General features: G+C 43.4%; 13 protein-coding genes. 7 read left to right on the forward strand and 6 right to left on the reverse strand.

The features are described 5' to 3' along the window. Nucleotides 1-65 precede the first annotated feature (65 nt). Nucleotides 66-257, forward strand: a complete 192-nt coding sequence (locus tag ADA42_RS01045; protein WP_025094528.1) for a hypothetical protein — start codon at nucleotides 66-68, stop codon at nucleotides 255-257. Between the two features lie 63 nt (nucleotides 258-320). Here ADA42_RS01045 and sbmA read toward each other — a convergent pair whose 3' ends face one another. Next, on the reverse strand, nucleotides 321-1523 hold the full coding sequence (gene sbmA, locus ADA42_RS01050; protein WP_048763114.1) for a peptide antibiotic transporter SbmA: 1203 nt from the start codon (nucleotides 1521-1523) through the stop codon (nucleotides 321-323). A gap of 269 nt (nucleotides 1524-1792) precedes the next feature. On the opposite strand from sbmA, the gene ADA42_RS01055 reads away from it, so the two are divergent. After that, nucleotides 1793-2371, forward strand: coding sequence for a DJ-1/PfpI family protein (locus ADA42_RS01055; protein ID WP_004935223.1), 579 nt, complete (start codon nucleotides 1793-1795; stop codon nucleotides 2369-2371). 14 nt (nucleotides 2372-2385) lie between these two features. Here the strand turns inward: ADA42_RS01055 and ADA42_RS01060 are convergent, their stop codons facing one another. From ADA42_RS01060 to gltS, 3 genes are all read right to left on the reverse strand, one after another. Then, complete coding sequence (locus tag ADA42_RS01060; RefSeq protein ID WP_004935221.1) at nucleotides 2386-3336, reverse strand: patatin-like phospholipase family protein; 951 nt, start codon at nucleotides 3334-3336, stop codon at nucleotides 2386-2388. A 136-nt stretch (nucleotides 3337-3472) separates the two neighbouring features. Further along, complete coding sequence (locus ADA42_RS01065; protein WP_034440484.1) at nucleotides 3473-4948, reverse strand: alanine/glycine:cation symporter family protein; 1476 nt, start codon at nucleotides 4946-4948, stop codon at nucleotides 3473-3475. A 138-nt stretch (nucleotides 4949-5086) separates the two neighbouring features. Then, entirely contained in the window at nucleotides 5087-6322 is a 1236-nt protein-coding gene (gene gltS / locus ADA42_RS01070; protein ID WP_004935218.1) for a sodium/glutamate symporter, read from the reverse strand. A 374-nt stretch (nucleotides 6323-6696) separates the two neighbouring features. On the opposite strand from gltS, the gene ADA42_RS01075 reads away from it, so the two are divergent. Continuing rightward, nucleotides 6697-7401 (forward strand): nitroreductase, encoded by a 705-nt coding sequence (locus ADA42_RS01075; protein WP_048763117.1) that lies wholly within the window; start codon nucleotides 6697-6699, stop codon nucleotides 7399-7401. Between the two features lie 60 nt (nucleotides 7402-7461). Here ADA42_RS01075 and ADA42_RS01080 read toward each other — a convergent pair whose 3' ends face one another. Continuing rightward, the gene (locus tag ADA42_RS01080) at nucleotides 7462-8673 is read right to left on the reverse strand and encodes a multidrug effflux MFS transporter (RefSeq protein ID WP_025094523.1); all 1212 of its coding nucleotides are present in this window, start codon (nucleotides 8671-8673) and stop codon (nucleotides 7462-7464) included. A 146-nt stretch (nucleotides 8674-8819) separates the two neighbouring features. Between ADA42_RS01080 and yccS the strand changes: the two genes are divergently transcribed. The 4 genes from yccS (at nucleotide 8820) to ADA42_RS01100 (ending at nucleotide 15340) form a co-directional block, all read left to right on the forward strand. Then, on the forward strand, nucleotides 8820-10994 hold the full coding sequence (gene yccS / locus ADA42_RS01085) for a YccS family putative transporter (protein ID WP_048763120.1): 2175 nt from the start codon (nucleotides 8820-8822) through the stop codon (nucleotides 10992-10994). Between the two features lie 91 nt (nucleotides 10995-11085). Then, nucleotides 11086-11646 carry a YcxB family protein gene (locus ADA42_RS01090; RefSeq protein WP_004945714.1) on the forward strand — a complete coding sequence of 187 codons (561 nt, stop codon included), beginning with the start codon at nucleotides 11086-11088 and terminating at the stop codon, nucleotides 11644-11646. Between the two features lie 158 nt (nucleotides 11647-11804). After that, on the forward strand, nucleotides 11805-14423 hold the full coding sequence (locus ADA42_RS01095; protein ID WP_048763123.1) for a PepSY domain-containing protein: 2619 nt from the start codon (nucleotides 11805-11807) through the stop codon (nucleotides 14421-14423). A gap of 110 nt (nucleotides 14424-14533) precedes the next feature. Continuing rightward, the gene (locus tag ADA42_RS01100; RefSeq protein ID WP_048763124.1) at nucleotides 14534-15340 is read left to right on the forward strand and encodes a YdcF family protein; all 807 of its coding nucleotides are present in this window, start codon (nucleotides 14534-14536) and stop codon (nucleotides 15338-15340) included. Here ADA42_RS01100 and ADA42_RS01105 read toward each other — a convergent pair. Beyond that, nucleotides 15337-15801 (reverse strand): DUF2750 domain-containing protein, encoded by a 465-nt coding sequence (locus ADA42_RS01105; RefSeq protein ID WP_004935204.1) that lies wholly within the window; start codon nucleotides 15799-15801, stop codon nucleotides 15337-15339. The two genes, ADA42_RS01100 and ADA42_RS01105, sit on opposite strands and share 4 nt — an antisense overlap. Nucleotides 15802-15927: the final 126 nt, after the last annotated feature.

The following is a 15927-nucleotide window of genomic DNA, read 5'->3' on the forward strand; positions in this document are numbered from 1 at the left end:
ATATCACTTATAAGTGTTGTTCAAATTTCCTGATCCACCTCTAAAACAAGGTCAAGGGTGTAAATATGACTAAATTAAAAGCGATACTCGCAAGCGTTCTGGTGACATCAACCGTACTCACAGCAGGCTGTGTAGTCGATCCATTTGGTTATGATGGTCCTCATCATCGAGATGGCCATGGTCGCTATGATCGAGACCATCGTGGATGGGATGACCGTGGACGTTATGATCATCGTGGTTGGGATGACCGCCGCTAAATCAAATATCAAACAACGCTTTAAACATCAAAAAAGCCTTCATTGTACTGAAGGCTTTTTTAATCAGGATGATTGATCCAAAATCGATTCAAATGCTTTTAAACGCTTACGAATAGAAAGCAACTCAATAATCGTTTTCCACGAATTAATTAAATACTGGAATGAATCACGTACTTTATTGAATACTCCACCGATTTGATTGATCAAACCCAAACTTAGTTTACCCGCTGCAATCGATGGAAATAACACAACCAAATTATAGAGAATATCTAACTGACCATACCAAGTCGCAGTCAAGTTAAAATAAGCATAGTGAAAATAAAGACGAAAGTAATTTGTACGCACACGGCTAAATAATTCTTTCAGTGTTGCGGGTCTAGCACGGTCAGCATGATCTTCACCATAGACCAACTCTTTACGATAGGCCGCTTCCACTTTTTGATTATTAAATTGCAAGCCAGGCAATTTAATCCCGACCACCATCAAAAGTACCGTACCAAATACTGCCCAAACGATGGCGGCCCAAACCAACGAATGATTAAGCTCACCAATAATCGGAACGACGGGTACATATTTGGAAAGCTGAAACAATAACGGTAAAAAGGCAATCAAGGTCATCATGGCCTTGACCAGTTCAACTCCCAAGTCTTCCATAATAGTGGCAAAACGCATGGTGTCTTCTTGCACACGCTGTGAGGCACCTTCGATGTGGCGGAGTTTATCCCAATGCCCTGTATAGAAATCATTCATTGCAGTACGCCAGCGAAAGACGTAATGGCTGGTAAAGAAGGAATTCACGACAGCCAGCGTTACCCCCACCATGGCAATATAAAGAAAAACTAGAGTTTCTTTATACAAATCCATAATGTTACCGCCACCATTGGTCAGCATACTCTGAATGAGATCCCAAAATGGAACATACCACGCATTGACCAAAACACTGATTTGTACGCCAAACCAGATATTAAATAAAATAAATGCACTTCCCCATATCGACCAGCGTTGCCAAGGGTTGTCTGACAGCATTTTCCAGAACCCAGCAAAAAGCGCGGTTGCGATAAAAAACCAGATATAAAACCATATAAATGCGGGAGACCAAAAACGTGCAACACTTACCGCCAGCTCCGCATCGGCATAGCCCTTAGGAAAGCCAACAAATTCGCCCCAGTGTTTTCCACCCGAGTACCACAGCAGCAGATTGATACCAAACCAAAAAATGAGGGATAAAACAAACCATTTCGGTTTTGGAAAAAATGATTTAAACATGGTAAATTTTTATTCCTTCATGACGAATCGTCGCATTTGAATCAAGCCTAAAGCGCGAAACTTAAATTTAACCTAAACGATATTTATCGTCTCGTTGTAGATTGATCCAATTTCCTGTTCTTTTAATCATTTTTTGTAACAAGTGCAAGCACCAAAGCATCTTCATACAATATCGCCATTGAGCCAGCTCAAAAACTCATTTTTTTGCAACGTAAAAAGCGTATGATAAAAGCGAAAATCACAATACATAATCATAACAGGACCCTAAAATGACAAAACAGATTCTCATGTTGGTTGGTGACTATGCAGAAGACTATGAAACCATGGTGCCTTTTCAGTTTTTAACTGCTTTAGGCTATGACGTGCATGCGGTGTGTCCCGATAAAATTGAAGGCGATCATATCGCCACAGCCATTCATGACTTTGAAGGTGAACAAACCTACAGTGAAAAGCGCGGTCACAATTTTGCCATCAACTATAATTTTGAAAACGTACAACCCGATCAATATGTCGGCTTGGTCATTCCGGGTGGACGAGCACCGGAATATCTGCGCATGAATGCACGCGTGATTGCCATTGTACAGGCCTTCGATCAGGCCAAAAAACCCATTGCGGCGGTGTGTCATGGCGCACAAATTCTGGCGGCAGCAGACGTTTTAAAAGGTAAAACCTGTTCGGCTTACCCCGCTTGTGCTGCCGAAGTTAAACTGGCTGGTGGAACCTTTGCCGATATTTCCGTGACCGATGCCGTGACTGATGGTCATTTGATTACCGCACCCGCATGGCCTGCCCATCCTGAGTGGCTGGCACAATTTATTAAAGCTTTGGGAGCAACCGTTCAGCTTTAATACCATTTTTGTTTTTACGGCTGCTTGGCCTGCGCATCGACATTATGCAGATCAAGTGCCGTTTGAATCGCATCTAATTTTTTTTGTGCAGCATTGATGCCCGCCTGAATGGTGGCCTCACGTTCTTTTACATCAAAGATATGTGCTTTTTCATAAAGTTCTGGCTGAATCACAATATCAGCGTGTTTGAGTTCTTCATCCGCTAAACGGTTTTGCATAATATTAATGTTCTGGTTAAACAGTCCCCAGATGTTGGTGGTTTCTGTATGGATGGGCTGTGCCAGAATATCGACTGCAATAACGACGTCTGCACCGAGTGATCGGGCAACTTCGACCGGTACAGGGCTGACCAGTCCACCATCGACATATTCTTTATTTTGAATTTTTGTAGGTACAAACATACTCGGAATCGAAATTGACGCTCGGACGGCTTGCCCGGTATTGCCCTGATTAAAAATGGTTTGTTTGCCTTGTTTTAGCTCGGTTGCCACCACAAACATCGGAATTTTCATGTGCTCGAGTGGCTGATGATTAACTTGCTGATTGACATAATCTTCAACTTTTTTACCATCAAAAAAGCCTTTTTTATCGAGGGTCAGTTCACGCACATCGCCCACTTTTAAATTAAGCGCGATATCTCGTAACTCACTCGATGTTTTTCCGCTGGCATAAATCGCGCCCACAATACTGCCTGCACTGGTGCCCACGATAAAATCTGGACGGATACCATGCTGTTCGAGTACTTCAATCACGCCAATGTGTGCATAGCCACGCGCACCACCACTGCCCAAGACCAGCGCCACAACCGGGCGTTGCTGCTTGATCGAAGCAAAGGATGCTGCGACCTGATCACGCTGTGTTTCTAGTAAAGGCTGCGCAATCGGTTGATGCTTTTCTACAGGTGCGTGTTGACACCCTGCAAGTATCAGGGAAAATCCAAACAGTAGAATAGACAGACATCTCATTGCAATAAAAAACCTTTATCCTGTTTTTTTGTTTGGCAAGTTTAGTCGCATGTTACAAGAAAAGCTGTATCGAATTTATATCAGCTCAAAAAAAAGCAGCCTGTGAAACAGACTGCTTTTTTATTTTGAATTTTAATTACCAGATATCGCTATCGACTTTTTTCTTCATTTCAGGATATTGATCAATCTTGAATTCAGGGTTTTTAATTCCCTTTTTCATTTGTTCACGATAATCCTTGAGAAGCTTACGAACAAATGGCGTGAGCAACAAAATCGCAATCAGGTTGATGGTCGCCATAATACCCATAAACAGATCGGCCATCGACCAAACCAACGGAACACTGCTGATTGCGCCAAAGTAAACCATGAACAATACAAAAATACGGAAGATAAACATGACTTTCGGGCTGTTATTGATGAACTGCATATTGCCTTCTGCATAGGCATAGTTGCCCAGCACAGCCGAATAACAGAACAAAAATAGCAATACCGCAAGAAAATCACCGCCCCAGCTACCTAGCTGTGATTCAAGCGCACGCTGGGTCATTTCAACCCCAATGGTGCCACCGTCGTGATAAACACCCGAAATCAGGATAATCAATGCCGTTGAGGTACATACAATGAAGGTATCTACAAATACACCGAGCATCTGTACCAAGCCCTGATCGACTGGATGTTTCACTTCCGATGCAGCAGCGGCATTCGGTGCAGAACCCATCCCCGCTTCATTTGAAAATAGACCGCGCTTGATGCCCTGCATCATGGCCAATGAAATCATTCCACCAAAAAAGCCACCTGCCGCTGCTTTAAACTCAAATGCTTCGGTGAAGATCAGTTTAAAAACATCAGGCAAAATATCGTAGTTGATGACTGCAATATATAGTGCAGCCGCCAAATATAAACCTGCTTTAATTGGAACAAACATTTCAGCAAATTTGGCAATACGTTTGATACCACCAAAAATGGCAATTGCCACCAATACCACCAAGGCCAAGCCAACCCAAGATACTTCGAAGTTGAGACCGCCAAGAGGCAAGATGATATTGGCTTTATCCCAGCCCCAAGAGTGCGAGGTTGCATTGGCAATCGCATTGATTTGTACTGAGTTAAATACAAAACCATAGGTAAAAATAAGAGAAATGGCAAACACAAAGCCGAATGTTTTACTCTTTAATCCCTGAGTAATGTAGTAGGCAGGTCCACCGCGGAACTGTTTAGTTTGCGTGTCACGGACTTTAAACAACTGAGCCAGTGTAGATTCGGTAAATGCCGAACTCATACCCAATAACGCAGTTACCCACATCCAAAACACTGCGCCAGGCCCACCTAACGCAATCGCGATCGCCACACCGGCGATATTTCCAACCCCAACACGGCTTGCAAGACCAGTTACAAAGGCCTGAAACGGCGTAATACCGTGTTCATCTTCACCGTCTTTACGGCTTCCCTTCATGACTCGAATACTTTGCCAGAACATACGAATTTGCACCGCTTTGGTTGCGATGGTGTAAAACGTACCTGCTGCCAGCAAGAAAACGACCAGAAAATCCCATAAAGGATCATTAAAAAAGCTGACCCAAGACATCAGGGTTGCAGTTAATTGTTCATTCATATCTGAAACACTTGTGTTTACCATATCACTATGGTGTCTATCTAAATCCCACTAAATAAATAAAAAAGCCTCTACAATCAGAGGCTTTTTTATTTATCGACATTTTGAATCAATGTGCCCTAAATCATTTCTCTAGTTTCACACAAAAAACTTAAGAATTACTTGAATTACGGTCGCATTGATTAAATCAACAAAAAATGCACCACACAGTGGAACAATTAAAAAAGCTTTATGAGATGGCCCATACATATTGGTGATCGCTTGCATATTCGCGACGGCGGTAGGCGTTGCCCCCATCCCAAAACCACAATGCCCTGCTGCAAGAACAGCAGCATCATAATTCTTGCCCATGACCTTGAAGGTCACGAAAGCTGCGTATAATGCCATTGTTAAGGTTTGTGCTGCAAGGATAATCACCAAAGGACCAGCCAAATCGACCAATTGCCAGAGTTTGAGCGATAAAAGTGCCATGGCCAGATACAACGATAACGATGCATTACCGAATACATCAATCGCGCGATCAAAAATATCGACACGAAAAATGCTTTCCAATACGTTACGTAAAATGACGCCGCCGCCAAGCGCCCACACAAATGTAGGTAGCTCAAACCAGGTGCCTTTACTGTAACCGGTCATGAATTCTGCAAAGGCCAGACACGCTGCAAACATCCCCAATGTGGTAATGGCATTGTCTGCCGTGATGAGACGTACTTGATGCGGATTTTCAAATGGCGCAAGATTTTCAGGATGCTCATCAACATGCGTATCTCGATTACGAATTTGTGCGTCGGTTCGAGCATGCGACAATTGATGGCGTTGAATCAGAAACTTGGCCAAAGGCCCGCCAATAATTCCTCCAATAATCAAGCCAAAGGTCGCACTGGCCATGCCGAGTGCCAAAGCGCCCTGAATACCATGTTGAGTCTCTAGAATTTCTCCCCACGCCCCTGCAGTACCATGCCCACCTGTAAGTGTAATCGAACCTGCGATCAGTCCAATTAACGGATCGATACCCAGCAAAGTAGCCAGACTCATGCCAACCAAGTTTTGCACGACAATAAACGAAGCAACGCAGACCAAGAAAATTACCAGCCCAATACCGCCTTCTTTGAGCTTGGCAAAGTGCGCACTTAAACCAATCGAAGCAAAGAAAATCAGCATAAAACTGGTCTGGAGTTCACTACTAAAAGTAATGCTGTAGCCCCAGATCGAATGCACCACCAATGACAACAGCGCAGCAACAAGGCCACCTGCGACTGGTTCAGGAATGTTGTAACGTCTCAGAAAGTCAATTTTATTGACTAAAAATCGCCCTAAAAGTAATACGATGACTGCTGCAATCAACGTATAGAAGGCATTAAATGTAAATTCCATATATTTTCCATTTAACTCTCAAGCATTTAATCGATTTTCATTCTTCTAATATGTGAATGATAAAGATGACTAAACGGAACCTTGAGAACAATTACCCAAAAGAAGTGAAACAGAAAGATGAATTCAGATAAGAACAAACCGTTTGATTTGAAGCAAAGCTAAAAATCATAAGGCGTTCAGTATAGTATACCATTACAGTAGACACCGTATTTTTGCTGTAATTGAGGCGATTTTTTTACGCAATATCACTCATTTTTCATAGTTCCAGTTGCAGTTTATCCACTACAGTCTGTTTTTGATTTTATAAAATCGGTTTAAAAATTGCAGATGAATCCTTTATAGTGGAGGCATTAAAAAACGGATAAGGAACGCCCATGCAGTCCGAGCAAGTTCAATTGGTCGATCAAGCCATTACGTCTCGACATTCGGTTCGTGCTTTTTTACCCACCCCCATTGAACCTCAAATCATTAAAGATATTCTGGCAGTCGCAAGCCGTGCACCGTCGGGGACCAACACCCAGCCATGGAAAGTGTATGTAGTCACTGGCAAAACACGCGACACCATGATTCGCCGAGTATGTGACGCTCAAATCGCACTGACCAATGATCCAAGCCACGCCGAGCAGTATCAGGAAACATTCGCTTATTATCCTGAAAAATGGATTTCACCCTTTATTGATCGCCGCCGTGAAAATGGCTGGGGCCTGTATGGGTTACTCAATATTCAAAAGGGCGAAAAAGAAAAAATGGCGCAACAGCAATTACGTAACTTCCAGTTATTTGATGCACCGGTTGGACTGTTTTTTACCGTCAATAAAATGATGGGAGTCGGATCGAAAATGGATATTGCCATGATGATTCAAAACGTCATGATTGCTGCAAAAGCCCGCGGACTAGATACCTGCCCTCAAGCTGCATGGAATCATTTTCATCCGATTGTGCTTGATGTACTTCATGCATCTGAAGATGAAGAGCTGGTCTGTACGGTGGCTTTAGGCTATGCAGACCCAGATCATATTGTAAATACCTTTATTACACCACGTGAAAGCGTCGAGAGCTTTACCCAGTTTTTAGATTAAATCCATCGACTCAATCAAAAAAGACCTGAATATGCAGGTCTTTTTTATTTATTTGAGGGCTTAAGCATTTTGCAGCTTGAGCTGACGTGCGACAGCAAAAATCGCGATTACCCCTGCGCCAGAAAATAGCATCATCATGATGCCCATATTTAGTAGGGCATTCCAAACGAGAAAGTTTAAAATTACACCACCCAACAGACCGCAGCCAAACTGCATACTGCCCATAATGGCACTGGCTGTACCTGCACGGGCGCCTTGTCTCGACATTGCAAGCGCCATGGCATTAGGTCCAGTCATTCCTAGCCCTGAAACAGCTAAAAACAAACCTGCCATCACCATTGCAATTGGCGCATCTGAAATCAGACCACTCAAAAGTACTAACGCTGCACCTGCTAGCTGAATGAACCCCCCTATTTTAAGCCGAGTCATGGTGCCAAGTTTAGATACCAGCTTTTTATTGATGGAAGAGACAATCATGATTCCCAAGGCATTAAAGCCAAACGCATAGGCAAACTGCTGCTGCCCCAAACCATATTGATCCATTAAAACAGAAGATGCTGAACTGATATAACTAAACAATACCCCACCGGTTAAACACCCCGCCAACATCGGGAAACGAAAGCTGGTATCTTTAAAAATCGCGGCATACAAAGTCACCACCTGATAAGGGCTAAGTTTTAAGCGTTTTTCAGGTGCCAAAGTTTCATCAAAGAAGAAATGAATGCACAATAAACATAAGCAGCCAATCAGTGCGAGTAACCAAAAAATAGCCTGCCAATGGAAAAACTCCAACACCATTGCACCCAGCGCTGGCGCTGCAATCGGTGCAATCCCCATCACAATCATCATACTTGAGAAAGCCTGTGCCGAACCTTGTACATCGAGCCTGTCACGTATGGCAGCACGTGCAATCACAACACCCACGCAGCCGCCCAGCGCCTGTACCAGTCGGGCTAAAATAAGCGACCATTCATCTTGCGCCAATACACATAATGCACTGGCCACCACATATAAAGTGAGTCCAACATATAACGGCGCTTTACGGCCGATTCGGTCACTGATCGGGCCATAAACAAGTTGACCGATTGCCAAACCCAAGAAATATGCAGGCAGGGTATTTGCCACCATACGCGTGGTGGTTCCAAAATCACTGGCCATTTGTGGTAAGGCTGGCAAGTACATATCAATCGACAGCGGCCCAAGTGCGGTCAAAAGGGCCAGCAGCATAATCCACGCAATTGAATATTGACCGGGTAATCTACTTTCGGACATAGTCACATTTTAATATTAAATACGGAGTGTGAAGACAAGCTTACACTGTCCATAGTATGATTTCACTGAGTAATAATAACGATGATGACTCAACCTGACGTGTATGCAGGGAGGTGTCTTTCACTCAATAGCTTAAAGGAATCCCCTTGAACTCTTGGTTTTCCAAACTCAAACAAGCGACTTACAACACTTCGCTGATGTATAACCTTCGGATGCTGATTGCATTTGCAGGCACTGCCTTTGTGCCCTATTTTCTCGATTATCAACTGGCCACTATTCCGCTCACCCTCGGTGTGGTTGCCGCTGGCTTGAGTGATATCGACGACCGCTTTTCTGTTCGAATCATGAATCTGGTCTATACCTATGTGGGCTTTTTTGCCGCTGCAACTTCGGTACAGCTTTTGTTTCCACATCCGGTGGTATTTGCGCTGGGATTGATTGTGGCCTGTATTTTCTGGATTTTATTGGGCTCTTTAGGGCGCAGATACACCACCATTTCCTATGGATGCTTGGTGGTGTCGGTTTACTCAATGCTGGGCGTACACCTCTTTCCAGAATGGTACATGCAACCTGCTCTTTTAGTGTGCGGTGCAGCTTGGTATGGTTTGATCGCCACGATTAGTTTCTTGTTATTTCCGATTCGCCCCGTACAAGATAAATTATCGGCCTGCTATGCATCGCTGGGTGATTTTTTATTTGCTAAATCCAGTGTATTCGATGTCGATATGACACCTGACAGTTATCAGCAATCCTTGATTGATCTATCGATGGAAAACGGCAAACTGGTCGGAATTTTTAACGATTTAAAAGCTTCATTGCTCACCCGACTCAAAGGCGATCGCGGACAAAAAGACACCCGACGCAGCCTGCAATATTATTTTGTGGCACAAGATATCCATGAGCGCGCAGACTCGGCGCATATCAATTATCAAGAACTGAGTAAAATTTTTCAGCACAGCGACATTTTGTTTCGCTTCCAACGTATTTTGACCATACAAGGCAAAGCCTGCAAGGATTTAAGCGAAAGTATTTTAAAGCGACAACCTTATAAACATAACAAGCGCTTTAAACACACCTTTGAAAATCTCAAACAGTCTTTGGGGAAATTACGTCACGATCAGGTTTATGATCCGCTTTGGGTCAATGCGCTGTATGCGCTTTATCAAAATTTGAAAGGTATCGATGCACAGTTACGTAATTTAGAAACAGAGCGTAATATTGCTTTAGATAAAGTGAAGCAGATGGATCATCAGCTTAAAGACGACGATCTTAAGGGCTGGAACGATATCATTGTGCGGATTCGTCAAAACCTAACACCAGAGTCGGTGTTATTTCGTCATGCTGTTCGGCTTTCTGTGGTGTTGTTTGTAGGCTACATTTTTGTCCAAACAACCGGTATTCAATACGGCTACTGGATTCTATTGACTGCGCTGTTTGTTTGTCAGCCGAATTTTAATGCCACCAAACGCCGACTGCGATTACGAATTGTGGGTACATTGGTCGGCATTATTATTGGTATTGCGATTTTATACTTTGTGCCTTCACTTGAAGGTCAGTTGCTGATTTTGGTGTTGAGTGGCGTGTTGTTTTTTGAACTGCGCAGTAAACAGTATGCACAAGCCACAGCCTTTATTACCATTTTGGCGCTGATTAACTTTAATTTAGATGGCTTCGGTTTTTCTGCGGGATTACCACGCATGATCGATACCCTCATCGGCTGCGCGCTGGCGTGGCTAGGCGTTAGCTTTATCTGGCCAGACTGGAAGTTTCGACGCTTACCGCGCACCATTCGCCGTGCCATTCAGGCGCAGTGTAATTATCTGGTCGATGTGGTGCAGCAGTATCATCATGGTCGAAATCATGGTCTGAGCTATCGGATTGCGCGCCGTACTGCGCATAACACCGATGCAGATGTGGCATCTTTAATTTCTACCCTTGCGACCGAACCTGATTTTGATCCGATTCAAAAAAATCTGGCATTCGAATTTCTGTGCTTACATCATACTTTTCTCAGTTATATTGCTGCGCTGGGCGCACATCGTGAAAAGATTGATGATCAAGAGATTCTCAATCTACTCAATAAAGCATTAGACGACATTCAAGGGGCTCTGCTCAGAGATGAAATGCCCGGGCTAACCGCACAGAATATGCTGCAAACCATTCGGCAGCGTTTAAAGCAAAATAGTGAGGAAGATCAACTGGCTATTATTATTTTGCAGCAGCTTTCCCTGATGTACAGTATTTTGAATCAGCTCAGTACACTCAAGCAAAGCCTGAGTCATGATCGGGATGATGCCGCCACCGAATTGGCATCGCTGTAAATCGCATGAAAATGGCACAATATATTCACGGATTGGCGTGATTTAATGCTAAACTTTGGCGAGTTTAAAATTCACTAATTGCATTTGCACTATGACCGCGAAAACTTTATACGCTTATACGCTACAGCCTGTTAACTACGAAGTGTCTGAAGCTGAACAACGTGATGCTCAGCTTAAGATTTGGCGTAGCACCAATAAAATCAGCACAAAAGCATGGATCATCATGGCAGTGGTTTTACTACTGTCTATCGCAGGGATTATTCTTCTTAAAAACTATTCCACCATTTTTTGCTGGGTTGCCATCATCTGTGTGGTGTTGTACTTCGTACTGCGCAAGTATGGCCTAGAATGGTATGTAAAACGCAAAATGAATGAATTTCCAGTTCAGGAAATTAAAGGTGTTCGTTTGGGCGTGCAGCCACACGGTATTGTGATGCGTCAGCAGATGAATGGCCAAGAAGGTGTTGGCACCATTGGCTGGAAAGATATCTATGAATGGTATAACACTCCAGATTTTATCTTGCTGAATTTTAAAGTAAAAGGACAGCAAGGTGCATATTTGCTTCCAAAGCGTATGGACACCAAGAATTTTTCATTTAATACCATTCGTAAGCACCTGAACGAACAAGTTGGTGATGCAAAATCGTTTTAATTTGAAAACCCAAAGAATGCCTCCGTACGCGGAGGTTTTTTTTATCTGCATTATTAAATGATAATGAAAATTAATATTATCTCGAAAATCCATATTATCTAACGAATCTTGAGCTATACTCTAGCAAAATTTAAATCTCTAATTTTGCGTTTACAGCCATGTTAAAAAAAGTCTTTTTCCAGATTCATTGGTTTTTGGGGATCAGTGCGGGTCTTATCCTTGCGTTGATGGGAGTAACGGGTGCGATTTATTCGTACGACCAGCAGATTTTAAAACTCATTAATCAGGACAGTTATGTTGTTCAGGCGCAAAATACGCCTAAACTCACACCTGCACAGTTGTATCAGCACTTTGAGCAGCGTCAGCCGGATCTAAAAATCAATAGTATTACTATCGCCAAAGATGCAACCACCTCCTCCACAGTAAATATTCAAAAAGAAGGTGAACGTCGCGGTTATAACATGATGGTGAACCCTTATACGGCTGAGGTACTGCCTGAAATCAAGGGACGTGGATTCTTTCAATTTGTTCAGCAGTTACACCGCAACCTAACGTTCGGGCCGGTGGGCAAGCAAATTACGGCAGCATGTACCTTAATTTTGATCTTTTTTGTACTCAGTGGACTCTATTTACGCTGGCCAAAACGTCACACATGGCGTCAGTGGTTGTTTGTAAAGCCAAAACTTAAAGGGCGCAATTTTATTTGGGATCTGCATGCCGTTATAGGTACATGGGTGGTGGTGTTTTATTTGTTGATGGCATGTACGGGCTTGTATTGGTCGTATGACTGGTGGCGTGACGGTATGTTTAAGCTGATGGGTGTTGAACGACCACAACCACAAATGCAGGCCGGACCTCGCAATACACAAGGTCAAGCGACAAATCGGATGCAAGGTCAGCCTCAACAAGGCCATGCAGGACGAGAACATCGTGGTGAAGGCCGCGGTGAATCTCGCGAACAACTCTCTTCTGCACAAATTTATGATGCACTGAACAAGACATGGACTGGTTTTAAGACCCAACTTGGCCGCGATTATTCGTCTATTACGCTCAATTTACCTAAAAAAGCCGATCAAACGATTGAGCTCTCTTTCATAGATGCAACACCACAGCATGAACGCGCCCGTAACTCAGCCGTCTATCACTATGGGACGGGTAAAATTGAAAAATTAGAGCTCTATGAAGACAAAAAACTCAATGAAAAAATCATGAGTAGCATGTTGCCAGTCCATCGCGGTAGTTTCTTTGGCCCGGTATATCACTTTTTTGCAATGCTTGCTTCTTTGGCGATGCCGCTGTTTTTTGTGACGGGTTGGATGCTGTATCTAAAACGCCGTAAGCAGAAAAAATTAACCTTGGCTGCACGCCAGCATGTCAGTGATCATTATATCGATCCAAATGCAACGCCTTGGCTCATCACGTATGCCTCTCAAACGGGTGTGGCGGAACAGCTGGCATGGCGCACTGCAACACGACTACAAGAAGCGCATCAACCCATTCAGGTTCGACCGGTTCAGCAATTAACCGAAAGTGACTTCAAAAATTCACCACAAATTTTGTTTGTACTCAGCACCTATGGCACAGGCGAAGCCCCAGATCTGGCCAGCAACTTCGAGAAAAAATTCCTAAAGTCTTCAATGGTTTTGAATCATCTCAACTATGCCATTTTGGCACTGGGGTCAAAAGAATATCCAGACAGCTACTGCGCCTTTGGCCATCGCGTTGACCTATGGTTGAAACAGTCTGGTGCACATGCCCTGTTTGATGTAATTGAAGTTGATAATGCTCATCCTGATGACATTCAAAAATGGAACACGGCACTGGCCAGTGCCACCAAACTTGAACTTCAATCGATGAACATCGAAAAAATCTTTGATGAATGGAGATTGAGCAAGCGTGAGCTTTTAAATCCTAATAGCCAAGGAGCATCTGCATATAATCTGGAATTTACCACAGCCAATGATACCATCTGGCAAGCTGGTGATATTGCAGAGATTCAACCGGGTAACTCGCCTGCACGAGTGAAGGCCTTTTTGGAAAAGCATCAGTTATCCGCACAAATTTATGTAGAGAGCATTGAAAGTACGCTGGCTCAAGCACTTTGGAATCGTGATTTAAACACTGATGTCGAACCATTTGCCAATCCGGAACATTTACTCGAACAACTTGCTGTATTGCCGACTCGCGAATACTCAATTGCCAGTATTCCAAGCCAGCAAGTATTACGATTGACCGTTCGCCAGCAGTTTGATCAAAATGGTCAATTGGGCTTGGGCTCTGGCTGGCTAACCGAACATTTAAGCGTGGGTGAACCTGTAGCCCTGCGTATTCGTACCAACCCCTCGTTTCATCTCATCGATGACAACCGTCCTATTGTTTGCATTGGAAATGGAACTGGAATTGCCGGCTTGATGAGCTTATTACATGCCCGAATTCGTCACGACTACACGGAAAACTGGCTGATTTTTGGTGAGCGCCAGCAAGCATGTGACTTTTTTTACGAAAATACGATTCGCGCATGGCAAAGCACAGGTATGTTGAAACGATTGGATCTGGTGTTCTCACGCGATCAGGCACAAAAATGCTATGTTCAAGATATCTTGAGAGATCAGGCACAGATTTTAAAACAATGGATTGATGCAGATGCTGTCATTTACGTTTGTGGCAGTATCGAGGGCATGGCATCGGGTGTCGATCAGGCACTCACCGATATTTTAGGTGAAATTCAACTCGATGCGCTTAGAGCACAAGGTCGTTATCGACGTGATGTCTACTAAAATAATGTAGCAAATTCAATAATGGCCAAAACGAGATGCCAGCGCATAGCGCTGGCATTTTTTTATTTGCTATGATGAGCCGATCTTTTATATTTGACTTTGGCTTGATTATGCAGCATGTGACTTTAGCCAACCATCCATATACGCTGGGGCGTGTATTGGTACTCGGTTTAGGTTTGATTTTACTTATAGACGGATTAGCGCTGATTGCACTAAATAAAAGTCATTTTGGTGTACAAGTCACCTGTGCTACTGGTATCTTTTTAACGCTAAGCAGCCTGTATGGCCCTACTTTATTAAAAAAATTTGCACATCGTCCACGTGTTTTACGCTGGATCTATTTGGGCTGGACTGCATTTTGGCTATGGCTGGCCAGCGTGATCATTTTTTTTATTTTTTTGAGCCTACAATCTTTTAGCACACCTCAAATCTCTACACCTCGTGCCATCATTGTACTGGGGAGTGGCGTCGAAAATGGACAGCCATCGGCCATTTTAGCCGAACGCCTGAACAGTGCGGCATACTATGCTCAACACCATCCTCAAGCATTGATCATTTTAAGTGGCGGACTAGATGCACGTGAGCAAAAAACCGAAGCCGAAGTAATGGCTCAGTATTTACAGCGCAAATATCCGATGCTGAAGAATCCAGTCGCACTTGAAAATCGAAGTACCAGTACCGAACTCAACCTTAAAAACAGTCGGCCTATTCTTGAGCAGCAACATATTTCTTTGCAAGATCCTATTGTACTGGCAACCAGCGATTTTCATATCTTGCGTTCAAAGGCCATTGCACATAAACAAGGCTATCAACAGCCGATCATGCTCAGTGCACCTACTCCCCTTTTGAGCCGCTATAACACATGGCTACGCGAATACTTCGCCTTTATTAGTGGCTGGATTTTACGCGAGTACTAATTTAAACGGATCGTTCGAGGTTTTGGCAACTTAATATCTTCAAATAATTGAGGCTGCTGCACGTACAACTGATACAAGTAGTTTTTGATATCGAGCAGCATGGCTTCAGGGCGCACCAGAATATTTTGACCTTCGGGTGTAAGATTTAAGGACAACAGTGTATTTTTTTCACGTAAATACGGAATAATTTCTTGTACAAAATTCAATAAAGGAATTTCACGGGTTTGATAACTTTCCCAAGCCCCTTTAATCATGAGCTGTGCTAGCCCCTTATTTTGCCATATCGCAAACGCTTGCTGACCGTTTGGAGTGCCGCACAGGGCCCAGCCATCATCGTACAATGCCATTAACTGACGCTGCGCCACAATGCTTTCGATAAACTGCTTATAAAGTTCTTTTGGTTGTAATGTGGTGTGCTCGGAAGTCACTGATGCAGCTTTGCGTTGGTACGGATTTCTCATGAAAATTCATCAGTAACAGAAAAAGATCTAGTTGAATTTTATGAAAAATTTATAGATGACGCAATAAGGAGATGAGAAATTATGGTGGGCGCTGACGGGATCGAACCGCCGACATTCTGCTTGTAA

The sequence above is a fragment of the Acinetobacter sp. 243_ASPC genome (assembly GCF_001054715.1).
Lineage (GTDB): Bacteria > Pseudomonadota > Gammaproteobacteria > Pseudomonadales > Moraxellaceae > Acinetobacter > Acinetobacter soli.

Bases quoted from the DNA above. Each gene is read 5' to 3' on its own strand.
- ADA42_RS01045 (WP_025094528.1), top strand. From the start codon at position 66: ATGACTAAATTAAAAGCGATACTCGCAAGCGTTCTGGTGACATCAACC.
- sbmA (WP_048763114.1), bottom strand. From the start codon at position 1,523: ATGTTTAAATCATTTTTTCCAAAACCGAAATGGTTTGTTTTATCCCTC.
- ADA42_RS01055 (WP_004935223.1), top strand. From the start codon at position 1,793: ATGACAAAACAGATTCTCATGTTGGTTGGTGACTATGCAGAAGACTAT.
- ADA42_RS01060 (WP_004935221.1), bottom strand. From the start codon at position 3,336: ATGAGATGTCTGTCTATTCTACTGTTTGGATTTTCCCTGATACTTGCA.
- ADA42_RS01065 (WP_034440484.1), bottom strand. From the start codon at position 4,948: ATGAATGAACAATTAACTGCAACCCTGATGTCTTGGGTCAGCTTTTTT.
- gltS (WP_004935218.1), bottom strand. From the start codon at position 6,322: ATGGAATTTACATTTAATGCCTTCTATACGTTGATTGCAGCAGTCATC.
- ADA42_RS01075 (WP_048763117.1), top strand. From the start codon at position 6,697: ATGCAGTCCGAGCAAGTTCAATTGGTCGATCAAGCCATTACGTCTCGA.
- ADA42_RS01080 (WP_025094523.1), bottom strand. From the start codon at position 8,673: ATGTCCGAAAGTAGATTACCCGGTCAATATTCAATTGCGTGGATTATG.
- ADA42_RS01090 (WP_004945714.1), top strand. From the start codon at position 11,086: ATGACCGCGAAAACTTTATACGCTTATACGCTACAGCCTGTTAACTAC.
- ADA42_RS01095 (WP_048763123.1), top strand. From the start codon at position 11,805: ATGTTAAAAAAAGTCTTTTTCCAGATTCATTGGTTTTTGGGGATCAGT.
- ADA42_RS01100 (WP_048763124.1), top strand. From the start codon at position 14,534: ATGCAGCATGTGACTTTAGCCAACCATCCATATACGCTGGGGCGTGTA.
- ADA42_RS01105 (WP_004935204.1), bottom strand. From the start codon at position 15,801: ATGAGAAATCCGTACCAACGCAAAGCTGCATCAGTGACTTCCGAGCAC.